Origin of the sequence: Clostridium senegalense JC122 (genome assembly GCF_000285575.1) — a bacterium.
Classification (GTDB): domain Bacteria; phylum Bacillota; class Clostridia; order Clostridiales; family Clostridiaceae; genus Clostridium_J; species Clostridium_J senegalense.
This window is the reverse complement of record NZ_HE611050.1, coordinates 319,165-339,384: the sequence shown is the minus strand read 5'-3', so window position 1 is coordinate 339,384 and position 20,220 is coordinate 319,165. Positions and strand designations below refer to the sequence as shown.

Annotated in this window: 22 protein-coding genes and 1 pseudogene; 21 read left to right on the top strand and 2 right to left on the bottom strand. The window is 26.2% G+C overall.

What is annotated here, in order from left to right:
* The first annotated feature begins 381 nt into the window (after positions 1-381).
* From CSGHG_RS19635 to scpB, 12 genes and pseudogenes are all read left to right on the top strand, one after another.
* A pseudogene (locus tag CSGHG_RS19635) lies at positions 382-899 on the top strand (NUDIX hydrolase).
* 188 nt (positions 900-1,087) lie between these two features.
* Entirely contained in the window at positions 1,088-1,471 is a 384-nt protein-coding gene (locus CSGHG_RS21660; protein ID WP_052314778.1) for a stage II sporulation protein M, read from the top strand.
* The gene (locus CSGHG_RS21655; protein WP_052314777.1) at positions 1,465-1,701 is read left to right on the top strand and encodes a stage II sporulation protein M; all 237 of its coding nucleotides are present in this window, start codon (positions 1,465-1,467) and stop codon (positions 1,699-1,701) included. The genes CSGHG_RS21660 and CSGHG_RS21655 overlap by 7 nt, the downstream gene beginning before the upstream one ends.
* A 13-nt stretch (positions 1,702-1,714) precedes the next feature.
* Entirely contained in the window at positions 1,715-1,939 is a 225-nt protein-coding gene (locus CSGHG_RS02110; protein ID WP_010292246.1) for a hypothetical protein, read from the top strand.
* 97 nt (positions 1,940-2,036) lie between these two features.
* Positions 2,037-2,954, top strand: a complete 918-nt coding sequence (xerD, locus tag CSGHG_RS02105; RefSeq protein ID WP_042315771.1) for a site-specific tyrosine recombinase XerD — start codon at positions 2,037-2,039, stop codon at positions 2,952-2,954.
* Between the two features lie 437 nt (positions 2,955-3,391).
* Positions 3,392-4,567: a phosphopentomutase gene (locus CSGHG_RS02100; RefSeq protein ID WP_010292244.1), complete on the top strand. Its 1,176-nt coding sequence runs from the start codon at positions 3,392-3,394 to the stop codon at positions 4,565-4,567.
* 106 nt (positions 4,568-4,673) lie between these two features.
* Positions 4,674-5,489, top strand: coding sequence for a purine-nucleoside phosphorylase (locus CSGHG_RS02095; RefSeq protein WP_010292243.1), 816 nt, complete (start codon positions 4,674-4,676; stop codon positions 5,487-5,489).
* A 250-nt stretch (positions 5,490-5,739) separates the two neighbouring features.
* Complete coding sequence (locus tag CSGHG_RS02090; RefSeq protein ID WP_010292241.1) at positions 5,740-7,044, top strand: pyrimidine-nucleoside phosphorylase; 1,305 nt, start codon at positions 5,740-5,742, stop codon at positions 7,042-7,044.
* A 130-nt stretch (positions 7,045-7,174) separates the two neighbouring features.
* Positions 7,175-8,386: a D-alanyl-D-alanine carboxypeptidase family protein gene (locus tag CSGHG_RS02085; RefSeq protein WP_010292239.1), complete on the top strand. Its 1,212-nt coding sequence runs from the start codon at positions 7,175-7,177 to the stop codon at positions 8,384-8,386.
* 237 nt (positions 8,387-8,623) lie between these two features.
* The gene (locus CSGHG_RS21650) at positions 8,624-9,865 is read left to right on the top strand and encodes a S8 family serine peptidase (protein WP_010292238.1); all 1,242 of its coding nucleotides are present in this window, start codon (positions 8,624-8,626) and stop codon (positions 9,863-9,865) included.
* Positions 9,866-10,093: 228 nt separating this feature from the next.
* The gene (locus tag CSGHG_RS02075; RefSeq protein ID WP_010292237.1) at positions 10,094-10,864 is read left to right on the top strand and encodes a segregation/condensation protein A; all 771 of its coding nucleotides are present in this window, start codon (positions 10,094-10,096) and stop codon (positions 10,862-10,864) included.
* Positions 10,857-11,456: an SMC-Scp complex subunit ScpB gene (gene scpB / locus CSGHG_RS02070; RefSeq protein ID WP_010292236.1), complete on the top strand. Its 600-nt coding sequence runs from the start codon at positions 10,857-10,859 to the stop codon at positions 11,454-11,456. The genes CSGHG_RS02075 and scpB overlap by 8 nt, the downstream gene beginning before the upstream one ends.
* Before the next feature lie 65 nt (positions 11,457-11,521).
* Here scpB and ytfJ read toward each other — a convergent pair whose 3' ends face one another.
* Entirely contained in the window at positions 11,522-11,980 is a 459-nt protein-coding gene (gene ytfJ / locus CSGHG_RS02065) for a GerW family sporulation protein (RefSeq protein WP_010292235.1), read from the bottom strand.
* Between the two features lie 58 nt (positions 11,981-12,038).
* Complete coding sequence (locus tag CSGHG_RS19620; RefSeq protein ID WP_081496215.1) at positions 12,039-12,344, bottom strand: DUF2953 domain-containing protein; 306 nt, start codon at positions 12,342-12,344, stop codon at positions 12,039-12,041.
* 407 nt (positions 12,345-12,751) lie between these two features.
* On the opposite strand from CSGHG_RS19620, the gene CSGHG_RS02050 reads away from it, so the two are divergent.
* The 9 genes from CSGHG_RS02050 (at position 12,752) to CSGHG_RS22980 (ending at position 20,201) form a co-directional block, all read left to right on the top strand.
* Complete coding sequence (locus CSGHG_RS02050) at positions 12,752-13,867, top strand: D-alanyl-D-alanine carboxypeptidase family protein (RefSeq protein ID WP_010292233.1); 1,116 nt, start codon at positions 12,752-12,754, stop codon at positions 13,865-13,867.
* Positions 13,868-13,984: 117 nt separating this feature from the next.
* A complete protein-coding gene (locus CSGHG_RS02045) occupies positions 13,985-14,980 on the top strand; it encodes a sulfide/dihydroorotate dehydrogenase-like FAD/NAD-binding protein (RefSeq protein WP_010292229.1) in 996 nt (331 codons plus the stop codon).
* A complete protein-coding gene (locus CSGHG_RS02040) occupies positions 14,977-16,254 on the top strand; it encodes an FAD-dependent oxidoreductase (RefSeq protein WP_010292227.1) in 1,278 nt (425 codons plus the stop codon). The genes CSGHG_RS02045 and CSGHG_RS02040 overlap by 4 nt, the downstream gene beginning before the upstream one ends.
* 191 nt (positions 16,255-16,445) lie before the next feature.
* Positions 16,446-16,820 carry a hypothetical protein gene (locus CSGHG_RS02035; RefSeq protein ID WP_010292226.1) on the top strand — a complete coding sequence of 125 codons (375 nt, stop codon included), beginning with the start codon at positions 16,446-16,448 and terminating at the stop codon, positions 16,818-16,820.
* A 405-nt stretch (positions 16,821-17,225) separates the two neighbouring features.
* Complete coding sequence (locus tag CSGHG_RS19615; protein WP_042315989.1) at positions 17,226-17,717, top strand: GNAT family N-acetyltransferase; 492 nt, start codon at positions 17,226-17,228, stop codon at positions 17,715-17,717.
* Positions 17,718-17,758: 41 nt separating this feature from the next.
* On the top strand, positions 17,759-18,244 hold the full coding sequence (locus CSGHG_RS02025) for a GNAT family N-acetyltransferase (RefSeq protein WP_010292224.1): 486 nt from the start codon (positions 17,759-17,761) through the stop codon (positions 18,242-18,244).
* A gap of 72 nt (positions 18,245-18,316) precedes the next feature.
* Complete coding sequence (locus CSGHG_RS19610) at positions 18,317-18,832, top strand: DUF1643 domain-containing protein (RefSeq protein ID WP_010292223.1); 516 nt, start codon at positions 18,317-18,319, stop codon at positions 18,830-18,832.
* Positions 18,833-18,995: 163 nt separating this feature from the next.
* Positions 18,996-19,298 (top strand): hypothetical protein, encoded by a 303-nt coding sequence (locus tag CSGHG_RS02015; protein WP_010292221.1) that lies wholly within the window; start codon positions 18,996-18,998, stop codon positions 19,296-19,298.
* Between the two features lie 243 nt (positions 19,299-19,541).
* A complete protein-coding gene (locus CSGHG_RS22980; protein WP_010292220.1) occupies positions 19,542-20,201 on the top strand; it encodes a hypothetical protein in 660 nt (219 codons plus the stop codon).
* The last annotated feature ends 19 nt before the right edge of the window (positions 20,202-20,220 follow it).

Below are 20,220 nucleotides of genomic sequence, written 5' to 3'. Positions count from 1 at the left end.
CTATATTAAAGGCGAAGATCCAGAAGTTTATTATAAATATCAATATAAAAATAAAAAAATTAGATTTTCAGCTTCAAGAATGAATGCACAGTGGATAAAAGAAAAAACGTGGGGTGGAAATTATTTAGACAGTTCAGATTTAGAAAGTTTAAAATATCCACCATTAAAAGATTAATATTAAATATTATAAATTAACGTGGATAAAAAACAATATATAATGAATGATATAGAGATATAAGTCATTACAAAAAGTTTTAAGTAGTTTTATGTATTAAGATAAAGGATATTGAAATAGTAAATGTTTAATAATAAAATAGTAGAATATTAATTTAAAAAAAATTTTTTATTTAATATTTAAAATAAAATATTTTGGAGGATATTATGAAATTTTATGAAGAGACAATAAGTACTAATTATATACACAAAGGAAAAATATTAAATTTAAAAATAGAAGAAGTAAAACTTCCAAATGGAAAGACAAGTAAAAGGGAAATAGTTGAACATAGAGGGGCTGTGGCTATTTTAGCATTTAAGGATGAAAATACTATCCTTTTAGTTAGTCAATTTAGAAAACCTTTAAATGAAACTATATTAGAAATTCCAGCAGGGAAGTTAGAAATTGGAGAAGAGCCTGTCATATGTGCTCAAAGAGAGTTAGAAGAAGAAACAGGATATAAAGCTGAAAATTTAAAGTTCTTAGGGAAAATAGCAACTACTCCTGGATTTAGTGATGAGATTATTTATATATATAAAGCAACAGATTTATATGATGGAACTATAGGTGGAGATGAGGATGAGTTTATAGAGTTAGAAGAAATAACTATAGATAAATTAAAAGAAAAATAAGAAATGGTGAAGTGATAGATGGGAAAACCATAGCGGCATTAGGCTTTTTATAATAAATAGAATTTAAATAATTTGAAAAGATTGAAGTATAATTTTTATTATAATTCAATCTTTTTTCTTATATTAATTTAGTAACACATTTAGAAAATAATCATATAATAAAAGATTAATTCATATTTATAGATATAAAGGATTAAAAAAACATAAATCATGTAATAAATAAAAAACTTAGGAGGGGAAAATGAGTAGAGATATTATATCAGAAAAAATTTTAAAAAATATAAATGATAATGCACTAATATATTTTATTGCTACAGTTTGCATTTGTGTAGGAATAATTTTAGGTATATGTTGTGTAAAATATTTAACACCGGCTGAAAATGATACTATGGTGAGTTATATTAACATCATATTACAATCTGTAGCTGGAGAAAATATAAATAGCAAAGCTATATTTGTACAAGCTATTAAGAATAATGGATTATTCATTTTAGCTTATGGTATTTTAGGAATTACTATTGTAGGTATACCTGTAATTTTAATTTTAAATATAGTAAAAGGATTTACTTTAGGCTTTTCTTTTAGTTTTTTATTTCAAAATTTGCTAATAAGGGTGCCTTGTTAGGAATATTTTCTGTATTGCCACAGAATTTAATATATATACCATGCATTGTAATAGCCTCTGTTTTAGCTATAAAATATTCTGTGAATTTAATAAAATTAAAAAGAAATTTGACTAATCCATTTACAACTAAAGAATATATGAAAAATTTTATTATGTTAACTATTGTGATTATAATAGGTTCAGGAATCGAAAGTTTAATTAATCCAATTATAATAAGATTTATAGTATAATAAAGGAGCAGCTATGAGTTACGAATTAAAAAAGTTTTTACTATTATACCTAGAAACTTTAGGGATTTTAATTTTTATGGGAATAATATTACCGAATATATTAGAAATAACTATATATTTTTTTACTAAAAATACAAGAGTATATGAAAATAGTATTTTAGTCGGTAGAAATGTTGATAAACCATTGGAGTTACTATATAATTACATCTATATATTTAAGAACTTTGTAGGCTTTTAAATATACAAATTATTAAATTGAAATTACATTTAGATTAAAATGTTTTTATTAGTTTATAACAGGTTGAAATTTCATTATATAAATATAATTATTTTAAATGCCCATTAGGGCATTTTTGTGTACAGTGAGGTATTATTATGGAAAAATTATTAAAAAATATATTCAAAATTTACACTCAAAAAATTTATCACAGAACACAATAGAGGCATATACTAGGGATATTTCTAATTTTATTAAATTTTTAAAAAGTAGAGAAGAAAATTTAAATTCAATACATACAGATACTATAATGATTTATGCTGAAAAACTACAAAGGGAAGGCAAAGCAAATACATCGGTAATAAGAAATATAATTTCAATAAGAAACTTTTATAAATATCTTATTATAAATAAATTTGTTGAAGAGGATCCAACTTTAGCCTATGATATTCCAAAAAAAGTTAAAGAGATTCCTAAGATTTTAACAGTTGAAGAAGTAGATAGTTTTTTAGAACAACCGGATACAACTACAGACAAGGGAATTAGAGATAAAGCTATGCTAGAAATAATGTATGCAACTGGCATGAAAATAAGTGAAATTTTAAATCTAACTGTTTTTGATAAAAATTTAGAAATGGAATATATTAAAGTTACAAGAAAGAATGGAAATGAAAGAATAATTCCATTAGGTAGAGCTGCAGTTAAAGCATTAAAAGAATATTTAAAAGTAAGAGATAATTTTAATATAGACCATGTAGAAACTTTATTTTTAAACACAAAAGGTACAAAGATGACACGTCAAGGATTTTGGAAAATAATAAAAATTTATGCTAAAGAAGCAAATATAAATAAGTATATAAATGCTAATACATTAAGGCATTCTTTTGCAGTTCACCTTATACAAAATGGAGCAGATATAAAATCCGTTCAAGAATTACTTGGACATAGCAGTATTGGTGCTACACAAATATATACATTCATATCTCAAAAAAACAAAATAGAAGAAATCTACAAAAAAGCACATCCAAGGGCCTAATATATGGAAAAAAGGTTTATATTCAGCATATATATTAAAAATTAGATATATAATCAATTGTTAATGAATTTTACTTGAAAAACCTTAATTAAAACGTTATATTAATAATTAACATAATATGATATTTGTAAAAAAGCAAATAAAAGTTGCAGTTTTTTAAAGTGAAAAGTATTATATAAAACCTATAATAGGTAAAAATAAATTCATATGGAACCTATAAAATTCATTAAAAAGTATAATAAACCTTTAAATTTATTAACTTGTTAAGATTTTTTATTTAAATTTTATGATATTTATATTAAAATAGTAATATCTTGTTCTAATTACTATAGAATCCATTATAATTAAAATTTTTCGATTATAATATTTATATAGAATTGAAATACAATAATTTGAAAACAGGATAAAAACTAGAAATCTAGAAAGGAGTTAAAAAAATGACAAAAAAAGTTACACTAATTGTATTGGATAGTGTAGGAGTAGGAGAACTTCCAGATGCTAAAGAATATGGAGATGCTGGAACTAATACACTAGGAAATATATCAAAAGTAGTAGAGGGATTTTCATTACCTAATCTTCAGAAATTAGGAATAGGTAATATAATAGAAATCAAAAATGTTGATTCATTAGACAATCCTATGGCAAACTATGGAAAAGTCATGGAACTTTCAAAAGGAAAAGATACTGTAACAGGTCATTGGGAAATTAGTGGTTTAGTATTAACTCAACCATTAAAAACTTATCCACAAGGATTTCCAAAAGAAATTATAGATGAATTTGAGAGTAAAATTGGAAGAAAAATATTAGGAAATACAGTTGCTTCAGGTACAGTTATCATAGATGAATTAGGTGAGGAACATATGAGAACTGGATACCCAATAGTTTATACTTCAGCAGATAGTGTTTTCCAAATTGCTGCACATGAAGAAATAATACCACTAGAAGAACTTTACAAAATGTGTGAAATAGCAAGAGAAATGCTAGTTGGTGATAAAATGGTAGGAAGGGTTATAGCAAGGCCATTTTTAGGAAGTAAAAAAGGTGACTTTAAAAGAACTTCCAATAGACATGACTATGCAGTTGATCCATTTGGAAAAACTATGTTGGATTATATTAAAGAAAATAATAAATCTGTAATGGCTGTTGGAAAAATAGAAGATATATTTAATAAAAAAGGTATCACAGACGCTGTTCACACAAAAGATAATATGGATGGAGTAGATAAAACTTTAGAATACCTAAAAACTGATAAAGAAGGATTAATTTTTACAAATTTAGTTGATTTTGATATGAAATATGGTCATAGAAGTGATCCAAAAGGATATGCAGAGGCTTTAATGGAGTTTGATAAAAGACTACCAGAGATAATAGAAGCTTTAGGAGAAGATGATGTGCTTATATTAACAGCAGATCATGGATGTGATCCAACGGATGAAAGTACGGATCACTCTAGAGAATACACTCCATTATTAGTTTATGGAAAAAATTTAAAGAATAATGTTAATTTACAAATAAGAAACAGTTTTTGTGATATAGGAAAGACAATATTAGATTTATTAAATATAGAAAACTCTCTAAATGGAGAAAGTTTTAAAAATAAAATAATAAAATAAATTCAAGTGTAAATTAAAAATAGAGTTAGTAAAAAAGAAGAAACAATAACTAGATATTAAAATAAAAATTTTTTAAGATAAATACGTCATTTAGGAGGAATCTGCTATGAATATGAAAATAGTTACAGAAAGTGTTAAATACATAGAAAGTAAACTAAACTTTAAACCAGAAATAGGTGTAATATTAGGATCTGGTTTAGGTGATATGGCTGACAATATAGAAGAAAAAGTAGTAATAAAATACAATGAAATACCAAATTTCCCAGTATCAACTGTTCAAGGTCATAAGGGTCAATTTGTAGTTGGAAAACTTAATGGGAAAAATGTAATAATGATGCAAGGAAGATTCCATTTTTATGAAGGGTATGATATACAATTATTATCTTTACCAATATATGTTATGAAAAGTTTAGGTGTAAAAACTCTTATGGTTACAAATGCAGCTGGTGGAGTAAATACTGAGTTTACACCAGGAGACTTAATGATAATAAAAGATCATATAAACTTCTGTGGTAATAACCCACTAATAGGAGAAAATGATGAAGAAATAGGAGTAAGATTCCCAGATATGTCTGAAGCTTATTCAAAAGAATATGTAGCAATAGCTAAAAAAGTTGGAAATGATTTAGGATTAAAACTTAAAGAAGGCGTTTATATGATGTTCTCAGGTCCAACATATGAAACACCATCAGAAGTTAAAATGGCTAGAATATTAGGAGCTGACGCTGTAGGTATGTCTACAGTTCCAGAAGTTATAGCAGCTAGACATTGTGGAATAAAGGTTTTAGGAATTTCTTGTATAACAAATATGGCGGCAGGAATACTTGATCAACCATTAAATCATGAAGAAGTAATGGAAACTTCTGCAAAAGTAAAAAAAGATTTTACTGCATTAGTTAAAACAATAATAGAAAAATTATAATAGAAATAAATTATAGATGTATCATTATTAGTGATACATCTATAATATTTTATAAAGCAAATATGTAATTTGTACAGTAGATATGTACATTTAGTTAATACAATATGTACTTTTTGTTAATATAATATACAATTAATATTGATTTAATGTAGAATTTATATTAAAATATACCTTTAAAATTAAATTTTTAATTTTAAATAATAAGTTAAAATAATTCTGCACAATTATGCAGAATAGGAGGTAACAAAATATGAGAATGTACGATTTAATATTAAAAAAGAAAAATGGGGAAGAACTTTCAACAGAAGAAATAAATTTTATAATAGAAAACTATACTAATGGAACGATTCCAGATTATCAAATGTCTGCATTATTAATGGCTATATACTTTCAAAAAATGAATGATAGAGAAACAGCAGATTTAACTATGGCAATGGTGAATTCTGGAGATGTTATAGATTTAAGAAAAATAGAAGGAATAAAAGTAGATAAGCATAGCACAGGTGGTGTTGGAGATACTACAACATTAATATTAACTCCAATGGTAGCAGCTTTAGGAGTACCTGTTGCTAAAATGTCAGGAAGAGGTCTTGGACACACTGGTGGAACTGTTGATAAATTAGAAACTTTTGAAAATTTTTCAGTTGCAATGAGTGAAGAAAAATTTATAGATAATGTAAATAGGTTAAAAATAGCTGTATCAGGACAAACAGCTCAATTAGTTCCAGCTGATAAAAAGATATATGCGTTAAGAGATGTTACAGCAACTGTAGATAACGTTTCTTTAATAGCATCAAGTATTATGAGTAAAAAAATAGCTTCTGGTGCTGATGCAATAGTTTTAGATGTTAAAGTTGGAGATGGAGCATTTATGAAAACAGTAGAAGATGCTCGCATATTAGGAAGAGAAATGGTTAGCATTGGTAAAAATGTTAATAGAAATACAATAGCTGTTTTATCAGATATGGATCAACCTTTAGGATTAGCTATAGGTAATGCATTAGAAGTTGAAGAAGCTATAGAAACATTAAAAGGAAATGGACCAAAAGATTTAGAAGAATTATGCTTAACATTAGGAAGTGAAATGATTATATTAGCTGAAAAAGCTAAAGATAGAGATGAAGCTAGAAAAATGTTAAAAGAAGTAATAGAAAATGGAAAAGCATTAGAAAAACTTAAAGAGTTTGTTGCTTCTCAAGGTGGAGACACTTCAGTTATTGATGACACATCAAAACTTCCAAAGGCAAAATATGTTGTAGAAGTTTTAAGTGAAGAGGATGGAGTAGTTGAAAAAATACATTCAGATAAGATGGGAATAGTTGCAATGGAACTTGGAGCAGGTAGAGCAACTAAAGAATCTGAAATAGATTTAGCAGTAGGAATAGTGTTAAATAAGAAAAGAGGAGAAAAAGTATCTAAAGGAGATGTTTTAGCATATATTCATTCAAATGATGAAAATAACATAGAAAAGGCTAAAAAAGGTATATTAGATAATTATGTAATATCTGCAAATTATATAGATAATATACCACTAGTACATGACATAATAAGATAAAAATTAAACTGGCTTATTTAGCCAGTTTTTTTTATTCGAAAAAAATAATATTATTTATCATTATATTAATAAATTTTTCTTTTTAGGTAAAAATAAGCTTAAATAGTTTAATTTCATAAGGAGGATAAAAATGAAAAAGAAAAGTATTATAAGTGTTATTTTAAGCTTATTATTATTATTTCAAATAACAGTACCAGCAATGGCAGTTGAAGATGGAAACAAAATCAACAAAAAAGAGGAAACAAAATCATCAGCACCATTAGATGTTGATGCAAAATCAGCATTACTTATAGAACCTACTACTGGAAAGGTTATATATGAAAAAAATCTAGATGAAAAATTTGCTCCAGCATCTGTAACTAAAGTAATGACAATGCTTCTTACTATGGAAGCAATAGACAATGGAGATTTAAAACTAGATGATAAAATAGTATGTAGTGCTAAAGTTAAGAGCATGGGTGGAAGTAGTATGATTCTTGATGAAGGTGAAGTAAGGACTGTTGAGGAGATACTAAAAGGTATAGCTATAGCATCAGGTAACGATGCAGCTGTAGCTATGGCAGAACATTTAGGTGGAAGCGAAGAATCTTTTGTTGATATGATGAATAAAAGAGCACAAGAACTTGGTATGACTAATACAACTTTTAAAAACTGTACCGGACTTCCAATAGAAGGTCATTTAAGTACAGCTAGAGATATAGCTACAATGTCTATAGAACTTTTAAAACATCCTACAATATTAAAATATTCATCAATTTATATGGAGACAATATCAGAAGGACGTAAAACACCTATAGAGCTTGTTAATCACAATAAACTTGTAAGATTTTATGAAGGCTGTGATGGATTAAAAACTGGATATACTGAAGAAGCAAAATATTGTATATCAGCAACTGCAGTAAGAAATAATGTAAGAATGCTAGCTGTTGTTATGGGTTCCCCTACATATAAAATAAGAAATGCAGAAGCAAGTAAATTGATGAATTATGGATTTGCAAAATTTGAAAGTAAAAAAGTAGTAGCTAAAGATGAGGAAATAGAAACTATTCCATTAAATAAAAAAGGAGATAAATTCTTTATTGCAAAAGCAAATGAAGGTTTAAATATAACTTTAGAAAAAGGTAAAGATGCAGAAATAACTAAAAAAATCAATATTGATATGGAGAAAAAACATTATAAAGAAGGTGACATAATAGGAACTTGTGAATTCTATATGGGTGATGAATTAATAGGAACTGTTCAAATGTATACTGATAGAGAAGTAAAACAATCTCAATTTTTAAGAAATTTAAAAGATAATATAAGTAATATATTTGGAGTTGTAAACTTAGTTGAATTTTAAAGCATAAGTTTATAATATTAAATTAGGGATACTTTTGGTATCCCTTTTTATAATGAGAGATTTTAAAAATAAATATTCTAAACAAAATGTTAATATTTGGATTTAAAATTAGTTAGTTAGCTTATATATGATACTATAAAATTATTGTAGTAAAGAGTTATATAGGGAAATAAGCTCCAATTTAAATTTATTTAATAACTTTAAAATATAAAAACTATATAAGTATGAGGGGGAACTATGAGAAAAAGTTTTATTATATTATTGATATCTACAATTATATTTACTGGTGGATGTAATAGAGATTTGAATAGTGTTCAGACTTTTTTAAATAAAAATGAAGCTAGTTACACAAATTCTATACCCAAATTAACAGAGTTACCACAATATGATCCTAATAATTATGGATCATTTCAGGTTGATGTAAGGGGGAAGGATTTATCACAGTTAGATTTAAGTGATGAAGCTGATAATTTAGTTCATGCATCATTTGATACTATTACAAAGTGGCCTAAAAAACTTCCTAAAGAATATAAACCTAAGAAAATAATTAAATATGGAAAGAATCCCGGCTTAGGAGTAAAAACCATTCACAAAAGTGGAATTAAAGGAGAGAATGTTGGAATTGCAATAATTGATGGGATGTTATTAAAGGATCATGTGGAATATAAGGATAATCTTAAGTACTATGAAGAATTTCATAGTTTTGAAAATTCACCTACTATGCATGGAGCGGGAGTGGCATCTATTGCTGTAGGAGAAACTGTAGGAGTAGCACCAAATGCAGATTTATATTATGTTTCAACAAGTTGGGAAGATAGAGATAACAGGTCTGGAAGTGTTGAGATGAATTTCGTATGGTTAGTAAAGGCTATTGATAAAATTTTAAAGGTAAATGAAACTTTAGAAGAAAATAAAAAAATTAGAGTTATTTCTCTTTCTATAGGAGTTAATCCTAAAGAAAAAGGATACGAAGAGTTTATGGATGCTGTAAAAAGAGCAAAAGATAAAAATATATTTGTGGTTTCATCATCTTTAAAAAACACCTATGGATTTGCTTATGATGGACTTGGAAGAGATATATTGAGTAATACAGATGAAATTTCATCTTATAAACCTAATTGCTATAGCGAAAAGCTTTTTTTTGATGATAATGATAAATTTTATAATATTAGAATTAAAGGTTTAAAAGATAGTGAAGTATTATTTATTCCAATGGATTCAAGAACACTTGCAAGTGAAACAGGAAAAGAAGAGTATGTTTTTTATTCTCAAGGTGGTTGGAGTTGGTGTTCACCATATATTGCAGGACTATATGCATTGGCTTGTCAGGTTGAACCAGATATTACACCAGAGGTATTTTGGAATACTGCGTTGGAAACTGGCGATGTTTTAAAAATTAAAAAGAATGATAAAGAATATGAGATTAAAAAAATTGTAAATCCTAAAAAATTGATTGATAAATTAAAAAAAGAAAGTTAAATTATATATAAGGTTATGGATATTATAAAAAGTTAATATCTATAACTTTTTTAACTACATAAAGACACAATAAAGTCTATTCTTTTACTAAATAATTTCATGTGGTATAATTAGAAAATATGAAAAAAGAAATTTATAAAGTCATAATATTTAATGTAAGATTAATAATGTATGTTTAAATCTTATTATATAATTTGGTTTTATATTCTTATAAAGGATGAGTTTTATATGTCGTTAAGTATAAAAATAACAAATTTTGAAGGCCCCTTTGATTTATTACTCCATTTAATTAAGAAAAATGAAATGAGTATATATGATATAAAAATATTAGAAATAACTAATCAGTATTTAGGTTACTTAAAAACTATGCAAGAGATGGACTTAGAAATAACTTCTGAGTTTATTGTTATTGCAGCAACTTTAATAGAAATAAAGTCCAAGCTGTTATTGCCTAAACCTAAAGTGGAAGAGTATGAAAATGAAGAAGATGCAGCAAAGGAGCTTATGAAAAAACTAATTCAATACAAAAAATACAAAATGGTAGCTGAGTTTTTAGGTGAAAGACAGTTAGAAACTGGAGCTGTATTTAGTAAAAAACCAGAAATAATAGAAGAGAAAAATCCTAAAAAAGAAACTATTGCAGATTTATTAAAAAACAGAACAATGCTTGATTTATATAATTTATATAATGAGTTGATGAATAATTACTTTAATAAAATGAATGAAAAGGGAGATTTTTTTGAAGACAAAATAAAAATTGAAACCTTTAAAATAGAGGATAAGATGACAGAAATTACAACTCTTATGAAAACTTATCCTAAGATACATTTTTCAAGGCTTATAAAAGGATATAAAAGTAAAAGTGAAGCAATAGTAACTTTTTTAGCACTGTTAGAACTTATTAAAATAAAAACGGTAAATGTTATACAGGAAAAAAGTTTCTCAGATATATATGTAGAAAGAGTAGATGATATAGAAAGGATAGATGAAGATGAATAATTTGCATAAAGAGCAATTAGAAATCGAAGAAGTTTCACATAAGAAGGTATATTTTTCAATAATAGAGTCACTGCTTTATGCTAGTGGAGATCCTATAAGTTTATCATCTATAGCTTCAATAATAGAATGTTCTGTAGAATATACAGAGAAGCTTATGAAAGAGATTATGAAGATATATAAGGAAGACGAAAGTAGAGGTATTAAAATAATAAAAAATCATAAGGAATATCAATTTGTAACTAAACCAAGAAACTCTAGTTACATACAAAAATTATTAAAAACTAATGTAAGACAATCTTTATCCCAAGCAGCTTTAGAGACTTTAGCTATAATAGCATATAGACAGCCTATAACGAGAGTAGAGATTGAAGAAATTAGAGGGGTGAAAAGTGATAGAGCTATATATACCCTTATAGATAAAAATCTTATAAAAGAAAGTGGAAAAAAAGATGTTGTTGGACGACCTAATTTATATGGTACAACAGATGAATTCCTAAAATACTTTGATTTTGGAAATATAGATGAGCTTCCTTCTTTAGAAACTTTTAATGTAGAAGAGATTGAAAGCAAAGAAGAAATTGAAACAGTTTAATATAATTAAAGATTAAAATAAAGCAGTAACTTAGTTACTGCTTTATTTTATGAAAGGAGATATATTTATATATCTAAGTCATCTATTGTACCAAACTCATCATTGTCACAACAACATTTTTTATTATTTTTAGTATCCTCTTTATAATCATCATCTTTTTTGAAAAGGTCTTTTACCATATCAAAAATTTGAGGTATACTATCTATTAATTTATCATAACTATTATTGTGGTCTACTGAAAGCAATCTTACAGAATCACCTTTAACTACTAAAAAACCCACTGGTTTAATACTTATTCCTGCACCAGAACCACCACCAAAAGGATTATTTATAGAATTTTTATTTTTGTCAGTTTCGAATTCTGATCCACCAGATCCAAATCCAAAGGAAACTTTAGATATAGGTATTATAACTGTACCATCATAAGCAGTAACAGGTTTACCTACAATTGTATCAACATCGATCATATCTTTTATATTTTCCATGGTTGCTTTCATAAGATTTTCTATTGGATGATTATCCATTTTATAAACTCCTCCTTAACAGCAAGTTAAGTAATACATAAATTTATTACTTAACAACTTATACTGGTTGTGAAATTTTAACGTTATCGTTATCTTTATCTTTTCTTTTTATGTTTTTAAATACTAAAAAGCATATATATATAATTTTTGCTAAACTTATAAAAAATATACACTCTATTTCCACATTAATGTAATATTTATTAAACTCATAATTTAAATCATATTTAAAGTCCTTAACTTTAAAAAAGAGTTTTAAAATTAATTGCAAAAATACAAAACCTTGATGAGCATATCCGTAAAGAATGGCAGTGTGTGCTGCATCTGGAAGTGAATAGTTAACTTTTGATTTCATTTTCATTTTCATTTTGAATTTATTATAAGTCAAATCATTTAATAAACTTTTTATATATATTGAAGGAAGTTTATCTTTTGATAATTTTCTTTTAATGCCACTTTCTTTATATTTTTCCTCTTTTTTCTCTATATTTTTCTTATTAGATTTAGATTTTTTATCTAAATTTAAATTTTTTTATAAATAAAAATTTCTAGTTTTTTATTTATATATTTAAGTTTTAATTTTAGAGGAATAGGACAAAATAATATTGCTAATATTATTGCTAAAATAAATAAAAAATAATTCATAAGTATCCTCCAATAAATAAAATAAGGTTTTAAATTTATAATCAAATAGCTATAAGTTATGCTAACCATATTGGGAAATAATATTCACATTTAGCATAATTTTCAAAGTAATATATAGAGGTGAGAAGAATGAAAAAAATACATATAAAATCTCTTTCAGTAATACTTGTAGCAATTCTTATTATTAAAATGTTTAGTACTGTATGTTATGCAAGTCCTAAAAAGTTAAGAGTGGATGCAGGAAGTGCAATTGCAGTAGATAGTTTAAGTGGAAGGGTACTATTTGAACAAAATTCTCGTTCCTTAGTACCAGTGGCGAGCACTACAAAAATAGTAACTGCTTTAGTAGCATTAAGTTATGGTGATTTAGAAGAGGAATTTACTATTTCAAAAAATTCAGCAGCAATAAGAGGGTCTACAGTTGGATATAAAGCTGGAGAAAAGATTACATTATATGAATTGTTATATGGACTTATGTTTAAATCAGGAAATGATGCAGCAATAGCAATAGCAGAAGGTATTGGAGGATCTGTAGAAGGATTTTGTAATATTATGAATGAATATTGTATTCAAATAGGAATGTTAGATTCTCATTTTGAGTCTCCACATGGTCTTGATAGTCAAAATCATTATTCAACAGCTTATGATTTAGCTATAGCAACTAAAAAAGCTAAAGAAAACCCTATTTTTCATGAAATTGTATCTTCAAAATCAATAGATAAATCAAAACATGGATTTACAAGGGATTATCAAAATATAAATAAACTTTTATATCAAATGCCTAACGCTAATGGCGTAAAGACAGGATATACTGGAGGTGCTGGAAAATGTCTTGTTTCATCAGTAAAAATGAAAGAGGGAGATATAATAATAGTAACTTTAAATTGTACTCCTAGATGGGAAGAAACAAGAAAAATTTTTAATTATGTAGATGAAACTTATGATTATAAAAAAGTAATTTCCAAGGGCGAAGTGCTAAAGACCATAGAAGTAGAAAATGGTGATGGAAAGCTAAATCTAATAAGTAGAAAAGATGTAATTCTTCCAGTTAAAGAAGATGAAAAATTAAACATAGAAGTAGATGTGCCCCAAAATTTAAAAGCGCCAATAAATAAAGAAGAAAAAATAGGAACTGTTAGAGTAAGTGATGAAAATGGAAAAATAGTTTATGAATATATGTTATCTCAAAATGAAATAGAGAAAAAACCTATATATAAAATAATAAAAGAAAAATTATTAAACTAAAATTATTAAATTGCCTTATATAAGGCAATTTTTTATTTTGTGGTTTTAGTTATAAAATGTAACAAAATACTTATGATGTAAATATTCTAATAGTAGAGTATTATAGGAGGTTTTGAAATGAGTTATGAACCTTATACTTGCATAGACTGCGGCAGTGAATTTTGTCCCTGTCATTTGGCGGAGTCTGGTAATTGTATACTATGTTCACATCTAGATGGCAAAGACTTTTGTGACTGTTGCAATTGGAATGGGGTTTGCATCTACCAAGAATTTGTTACAAATAATTTTAAAAGTAAACCGGGAAGAAAATATCAAAGATGCAAAGTTTTATATAAAGAAATATTAGAAGATAAAATATTGATATTAAAAATATCTGCTAGTGATAAACTTGTTAGTGAGCTTGCTAGTCCAGGAAGTTTTGTATTTTTACGAAGAGAAGATACAGAAAGCAATTATGACACACCTATTTCTATCATGGAGAATGATGGAGAAAATAGTACTTTAACTTTTGCAGTTGAATTAAAGGGATTAAAGACAAAAGAACTAGCAAAAGCTAATAAAGATGATTATTTATTGGTTAAAGGACCTTTTTGGAATGGTATTTTAGGTGTGAAATCAATTTTAGAAACTAAGAAAAAGCAATGTTTACTTATTGCAAGGGGCATAGGACAGGCACCTATGATTCCAGTTATAGAGTGGTTGCATCATAATGAAAACAAAATTATAACTATAATAGATAAAAGTCCATTTGAAAATATATTTATAAAAGATAAACTGACAAAATATTCAGATAAAGTTATAGAAAGTACCAGCATAATACCTGGTGGATTATTAAGTGGGAAATTTAAAAAAGTTTTAGAGAATATATTAAATGAAAATGATATTTCAATAGTACATTGCGATGCAGCAGATATTTTGAATTACCAGATTATGAGAATTGTAGAAGCCCATGACAAGGATATTAAGTTTTCTTGCAGTAATAATGAAAAAATGTGTTGTGGTGAAGGGGTTTGTGGTTGTTGTACAAGAATAAATAATGATGACAAACTAAGAAGATTGTGCAAAATACAAACTGAACCTAAGTACATTTTAGAGGGGAGGAGAACACTGTGAAAGTCGTTGTAATTGGTGGTGGATGGTCTGGAGTAGCTGCTGCAATAACAGCAAAAAAAGCAGGTGCAGATGTTACATTAATAGAAAAAACAGACTTATTACTGGGACTAGGAAACGTAGGAGGAATAATGAGAAACAACGGAAGATATACAGCAGCAGAAGAATTATTAGCTTTAGGTGCTGGGGATTTAATAAATATAACAGATAGAAATACAAGGCATAAAGATATAGATTTTCCAGGGCATAAGCATGCCTGGCTTTATGATGTAAATAAAATTGAGCCAGATGTAAGAAGATATGTTGAAGGGCTTGATATAGAGATTAAAGTTGTAACTAGAGTAGTAGATGTAGAAAAAGATGGAGATAAATTAAAAGGTGTTTATATTAATGATGGCTCCTTTATAGAAGGCGATGTTTTTATTGAAACCACAGGTTCTACAGGTCCAATGGGTAATTGTTTAAGATATGGAAATGGATGTTCGATGTGTGTTTTAAGGTGTCCATCTTTTGGTCCAAGAATAAGTATAAGTTATAGAGCAGGTATTGAAGATATAAAAGGTGAAAGAGATGAAGATGTTTATGGAGCATTTAGTGGTTCTTGTAAATTAGCTAAAGAAACTCTTTCAGATGAAATAGTAAAACAATTAGATGAAACTGGTGTTGTAGTATTAACAGTACCGAAAGAAGATATAAATTTAGACAAATTAAAACAAAAGGTATGCCAACAATATGCACTAAAAGAGTTTGCGGAAAATATAGTATTACTAGATACAGGACATGCAAAACTTATGACTTCTTATTATCCATTAGAAAAATTAAGAAAAATACATGGATTAGAAAATGCCAAATTTGTAGATCCATATGCAGGAGGAAAAGGAAATTCTATAAGATATCTATCAGTAGCACCTAGAAGTGATGATATGAAAGTTGATGGACTTTCAAATTTATTCTGTGGCGGAGAGAAAAGTGGGTTATTTGTAGGTCACACAGAAGCCATATGTACAGGAAGTCTCGCAGGACACAATGCAGTAAGAAATTACCTAGGAATGCCACTGTTAATACTTCCAAGAGCATTAGCAATAGGAGACTTAATAGCCTATGCTAATGAAAAAGTGAAAACAAAAGAAGGACGAAGAAATAGATATACCTTTGCAGGTGCAGAGTACTTTAATAGAATGAAAAAATTAGGGTTATACACTATAGATAAAGATGAAATATATAATAGAGTAAATAAACTTAATTTAGATGGAATATTTAATGAAAAGTTGATATAAAAAATATTAAATAAAAAGTAATAATAAGCCATTGCATAATTAACTAAAGTTAGTTGTGTGATAGCTTATTTTTATGAAAATAATTTTTATTTTTAAAATTATATATTATAGTGTAACCATAATATACATGACATTATAAAGGAATTTTAAAATTTTTATGGAAATAAGTATTATGATAAGGAGATTAGAATATGGGTGTTGTATTTTTAATAGCTAAAATTTTTGAATTTATTCATAGAATGCTTTTAGGTAGCGAAATACCAGTAGTTATTATAACAAAGGATTTAATAAATTTCAGTTTATGGTCTGTAGGAATATTAATTATTAGTTGTTTATATGTAAGAATAGCTTTAAAGAAAAATAGAAAAATTAATTGGAGTATTGATTACATAGGTGGAACTTCAGTAGTATTTTTTATAATTTGGTCATTAGATTTTTTGGATGCATTAAGATACTTTAGCGATAATATAAATGTTATTTTAGTTAGTTTTGTTGCCTGGATATGTACTACTATTAATTTATTACAATATATATTTTATAAATATAAAATAAAATATAAAAAATGAATTTCATATATATTTTATAAATATTATATAGAGTTCCAAGCATAGGCGTAAAGCTAAGCCTAAAAATTTCAAATTTATATAGGGAAACAAGCTCAAATTTAAATTTATTCAATAACTTTAAAATATTTTCATACAAGATACAGTGTTGAATTCTAAGTGATTCTGAGCATGTCTCACTATTTTAGGTATCCAAGTTTTGGAATGGATAATTTTAAAAGTCAACTTGGAACCCTATAGTATTAAAAAGTAATAATGAAGGAATTTAAAGTGCTAATCTGTGAAATCTTTAAAGAAACTCTAAATATATTTTCATATGATTCTTATGCCTACCCGGAGAAGGAAAGTCCTTGGATTAGGTCAAAAAAATCAAACAAAAATTTAAAAAGTGTAAATGTGGTGAGATTTATGTATTTTGAAACTAAAAGATTGGCTTTAAGAAATTTTGAAATTAAGGATTTAGAAGAATTAGTAGACTATAGAAGTAATGATTTATGCTCAAAATTTCAACGAGGTCAATTTAAAGATAATAAAAATTTAACAAAGCTTATTGAAAAGAGTAAAAATGATGATTTGTTTTCTATAGGCAAAAAGCGTTTGGCTATTATTTTCAAAAAAACAAATGAAATTGTTGGAGATATTTTTATTTCTATAGAAAATCGAACTATTTCACTAGGATATACAATTTCATATAAATACCATAGGCAAGGTTTTGCTTATGAATTACTTTCAGCATTAATTAAAGAATTACATAAGCATTATGATAAACATGAATTTGTGGCTTGCGTTGAAAAAGAAAATATTGCAAGTAAAAATCTCATGTTAAAGTTGGGATTTATAAATGAAGGTTATGAAGAAAAAATTAGTTCATTAGTTTTTAGTAAATATGGTCTAAAATAAATAGGTTTGTTATGAAATTTTAAATGTTAAGGAGAAATAAAGTGAAAAATTTTAGTATAAGGTTTAGAGAACTAAGTGATGATGAATTTGATAAATTCGCTGAATGGGACATTTTAGATTATTCAAAAGATCTGATAAAATCAGGTCTATGCAGTAAGGAAGATGCACTTGAAAGTGCTAAAAAAAGTTTCCATGGATTTTTACCAGAAGGAAAATATACAAAAGATAATTTTATTTATATGGTTGTAAATAGTAATAATGAAGATGTGGGAATTATCTGGTACCAAAAGTATCAGAAAGATATAGCATTTATATGTGATTTTTTAATATATGAAAATTTCCGTAGACAAGGATATGGAAAACAGACTTTACTTTTAGTTGAAGAAGAAGCAAAAGAAAAGGGACTTAAAAAAGTATTATTTAACGTTTTTAAATATAATAAAGCTGCTTTTTCATTATATAAAAGCTTAGAATACAAAATAATAGATGAAGTAGGAGAGAATATATCTATGTTAAAAAATATTTAAAATTAAATAAAATACGGGAAAAAGCTTAATATGATAAAAGTGGTAATACAATTAAATAAGGAGGTTATAATAATGAAAATGACAAATTCTGTAATTTATAGTGAAGCTATTTTTTCAGATGATGAAAAATATAGATATAAATTAACTAGAACTTGGGACAAGGATAAAAAGAAAGCTACAATTATAATGCTAAACCCAAGCAAAGCAAGTGAATTAAAAAGTGATAGGACTGTTATAAATGTAACTAATTTTTTGATAGATAATAACTATGGAAGTATAAATATCGTAAATTTATTTGCGTATATGTCTACAGAACCTAAAGAACTTTCACAAAGAAGTAATGAATTTGAGAAGTATAATGATAAGTATATAATAGAATCCTTAGAAAAATCAGATATAGTAATAGTTGGATGGGGATCTGATAATAAAAAATATATTAGTAGAAAGAGGCAAGTTGAAGAATTATTAAAACCACATATAAATAAAATAAAATGTTTTAAGGATGATAAAGGCAAAAAATCTAGACATCCTAGAGATTTAACAGAAAAATGGATATTAGAAAATTATGAATTTACTTTTAGTAGCTAATATAAAGAATTGTTTAATACAGATTTTTTTGAGTAAAAATTTGAAAACATTACTTAATATATAATATGGTAGAGTAAAAAGTATAAAGTGAGCAATTATATATCAGCAGGAATTGATGTTTCCAATTTATAAAGAATATAATTAATAAGGATGTGCTTATAAATTGAAAAATGAGTTTAAAGACTATGACGATATGGACTATAAAAAGTTAATTGATAAATTTTTTTGCTATGGTGTTTGTCTTATAATAGCAGGTGCATTTAATATTTTAGTTGTTAGAGATATTAATTTATTAGTTGGAAAATCTTTGTTAGATAGTTTCCCGAGAATAATGAATATATATGGACTGATATATAATTTAACAAATTTACTAATCCCAATATTACTTATTATAAACTTAAAATATATTTGTAATATAATATACATATTTATATTAATATTACGTAATAAAGATATTAAAAAATAGTATATAAGACAATTTTATGTATTTAGGGTAGCTCTTAAGTGGGTACCTTTACCATTTTGTATAATAAGATAATAATTATAATTGTTATTATCTTATTATAATTAGATAAATATTAGTATATAATTTAAAGACTTGTTTAGTACAGGTCTTTTTGTGTATAAATATATAAATTAATACTAAATTTTATATAAAAAATGATATAATAGAAAATGTAAAAAATATAAAATAAGGGGAATTAAAGAAGTGAATAGGAATAAAAAAATATTAATAATTTGCATAATTGCTATCATGATTATAAGTGGAGGAGTAGGTTATGGTATCAGCAAACATATTAAGAAAATAGAGCGAGAAGCTATTGAAAAAACTAAAATAGCAATGCAGAAAGAACAACAAGAGAAAGAAAAAGTTGAAAAAGAGAAAATCGAAAAGGAAAAGAAACAAAAAGAAGAAGAACAAAAAAAGAAAGATGAAGAAGCTAAAAAACAACAAGAGATAGAAAATGTGAAACAAATAGAAGAAGAACAAGCAAGACAGCAAGAGGAGCAACAACAGGTAGAGGAGTCTCAAGAGTTAGAGCAGCAGGAAGTATCAAATCAAGAGGCAGATAGCAAATTTAATCCTAAGCCATATTTTCCATCAGATATTGAAATTGAGAGTGCTATATTAAATTCATTTTCAAACTATATGAGAAGTAACTCAGAAATTATAGTGGAGATTGCAAAGAAAGATAAGAAAATTACAACATCAAGAAGTGTTGAGGATTTAGCTATACAATTTTTAAATGAAGTTAAGTCAACAGAATATTATAAAGAAGGTAAAGGTCAAGGAATTTTAAATTATATATATGAACAAACACCTGATTTTTTGTTGAATAATCTTTTAGTAGATATTCCAAGTACATAAACGTATATTTGAATTAGTT

Excerpts from the sequence above, each read along its gene's own strand:
- CSGHG_RS02100 (WP_010292244.1), top strand. The coding sequence starts at position 3,392 with ATGACAAAAAAAGTTACACTAATTGTATTGGATAGTGTAGGAGTAGGA.
- CSGHG_RS02035 (WP_010292226.1), top strand. The coding sequence starts at position 16,446 with ATGGGTGTTGTATTTTTAATAGCTAAAATTTTTGAATTTATTCATAGA.
- scpB (WP_010292236.1), top strand. The coding sequence starts at position 10,857 with ATGAATAATTTGCATAAAGAGCAATTAGAAATCGAAGAAGTTTCACAT.
- ytfJ (WP_010292235.1), bottom strand. The coding sequence starts at position 11,980 with ATGGATAATCATCCAATAGAAAATCTTATGAAAGCAACCATGGAAAAT.
- CSGHG_RS02050 (WP_010292233.1), top strand. The coding sequence starts at position 12,752 with ATGAAAAAAATACATATAAAATCTCTTTCAGTAATACTTGTAGCAATT.
- CSGHG_RS19620 (WP_081496215.1), bottom strand. The coding sequence starts at position 12,344 with ATGAAAATGAAAATGAAATCAAAAGTTAACTATTCACTTCCAGATGCA.
- CSGHG_RS02045 (WP_010292229.1), top strand. The coding sequence starts at position 13,985 with ATGAGTTATGAACCTTATACTTGCATAGACTGCGGCAGTGAATTTTGT.
- CSGHG_RS02095 (WP_010292243.1), top strand. The coding sequence starts at position 4,674 with ATGAATATGAAAATAGTTACAGAAAGTGTTAAATACATAGAAAGTAAA.
- CSGHG_RS02075 (WP_010292237.1), top strand. The coding sequence starts at position 10,094 with ATGTCGTTAAGTATAAAAATAACAAATTTTGAAGGCCCCTTTGATTTA.
- CSGHG_RS19615 (WP_042315989.1), top strand. The coding sequence starts at position 17,226 with ATGTATTTTGAAACTAAAAGATTGGCTTTAAGAAATTTTGAAATTAAG.
- CSGHG_RS02110 (WP_010292246.1), top strand. The coding sequence starts at position 1,715 with ATGAGTTACGAATTAAAAAAGTTTTTACTATTATACCTAGAAACTTTA.
- CSGHG_RS21650 (WP_010292238.1), top strand. The coding sequence starts at position 8,624 with ATGAGAAAAAGTTTTATTATATTATTGATATCTACAATTATATTTACT.
- CSGHG_RS02085 (WP_010292239.1), top strand. The coding sequence starts at position 7,175 with ATGAAAAAGAAAAGTATTATAAGTGTTATTTTAAGCTTATTATTATTA.
- CSGHG_RS02090 (WP_010292241.1), top strand. The coding sequence starts at position 5,740 with ATGAGAATGTACGATTTAATATTAAAAAAGAAAAATGGGGAAGAACTT.
- CSGHG_RS19610 (WP_010292223.1), top strand. The coding sequence starts at position 18,317 with ATGAAAATGACAAATTCTGTAATTTATAGTGAAGCTATTTTTTCAGAT.
- xerD (WP_042315771.1), top strand. The coding sequence starts at position 2,037 with ATGCCCATTAGGGCATTTTTGTGTACAGTGAGGTATTATTATGGAAAA.
- CSGHG_RS21660 (WP_052314778.1), top strand. The coding sequence starts at position 1,088 with ATGAGTAGAGATATTATATCAGAAAAAATTTTAAAAAATATAAATGAT.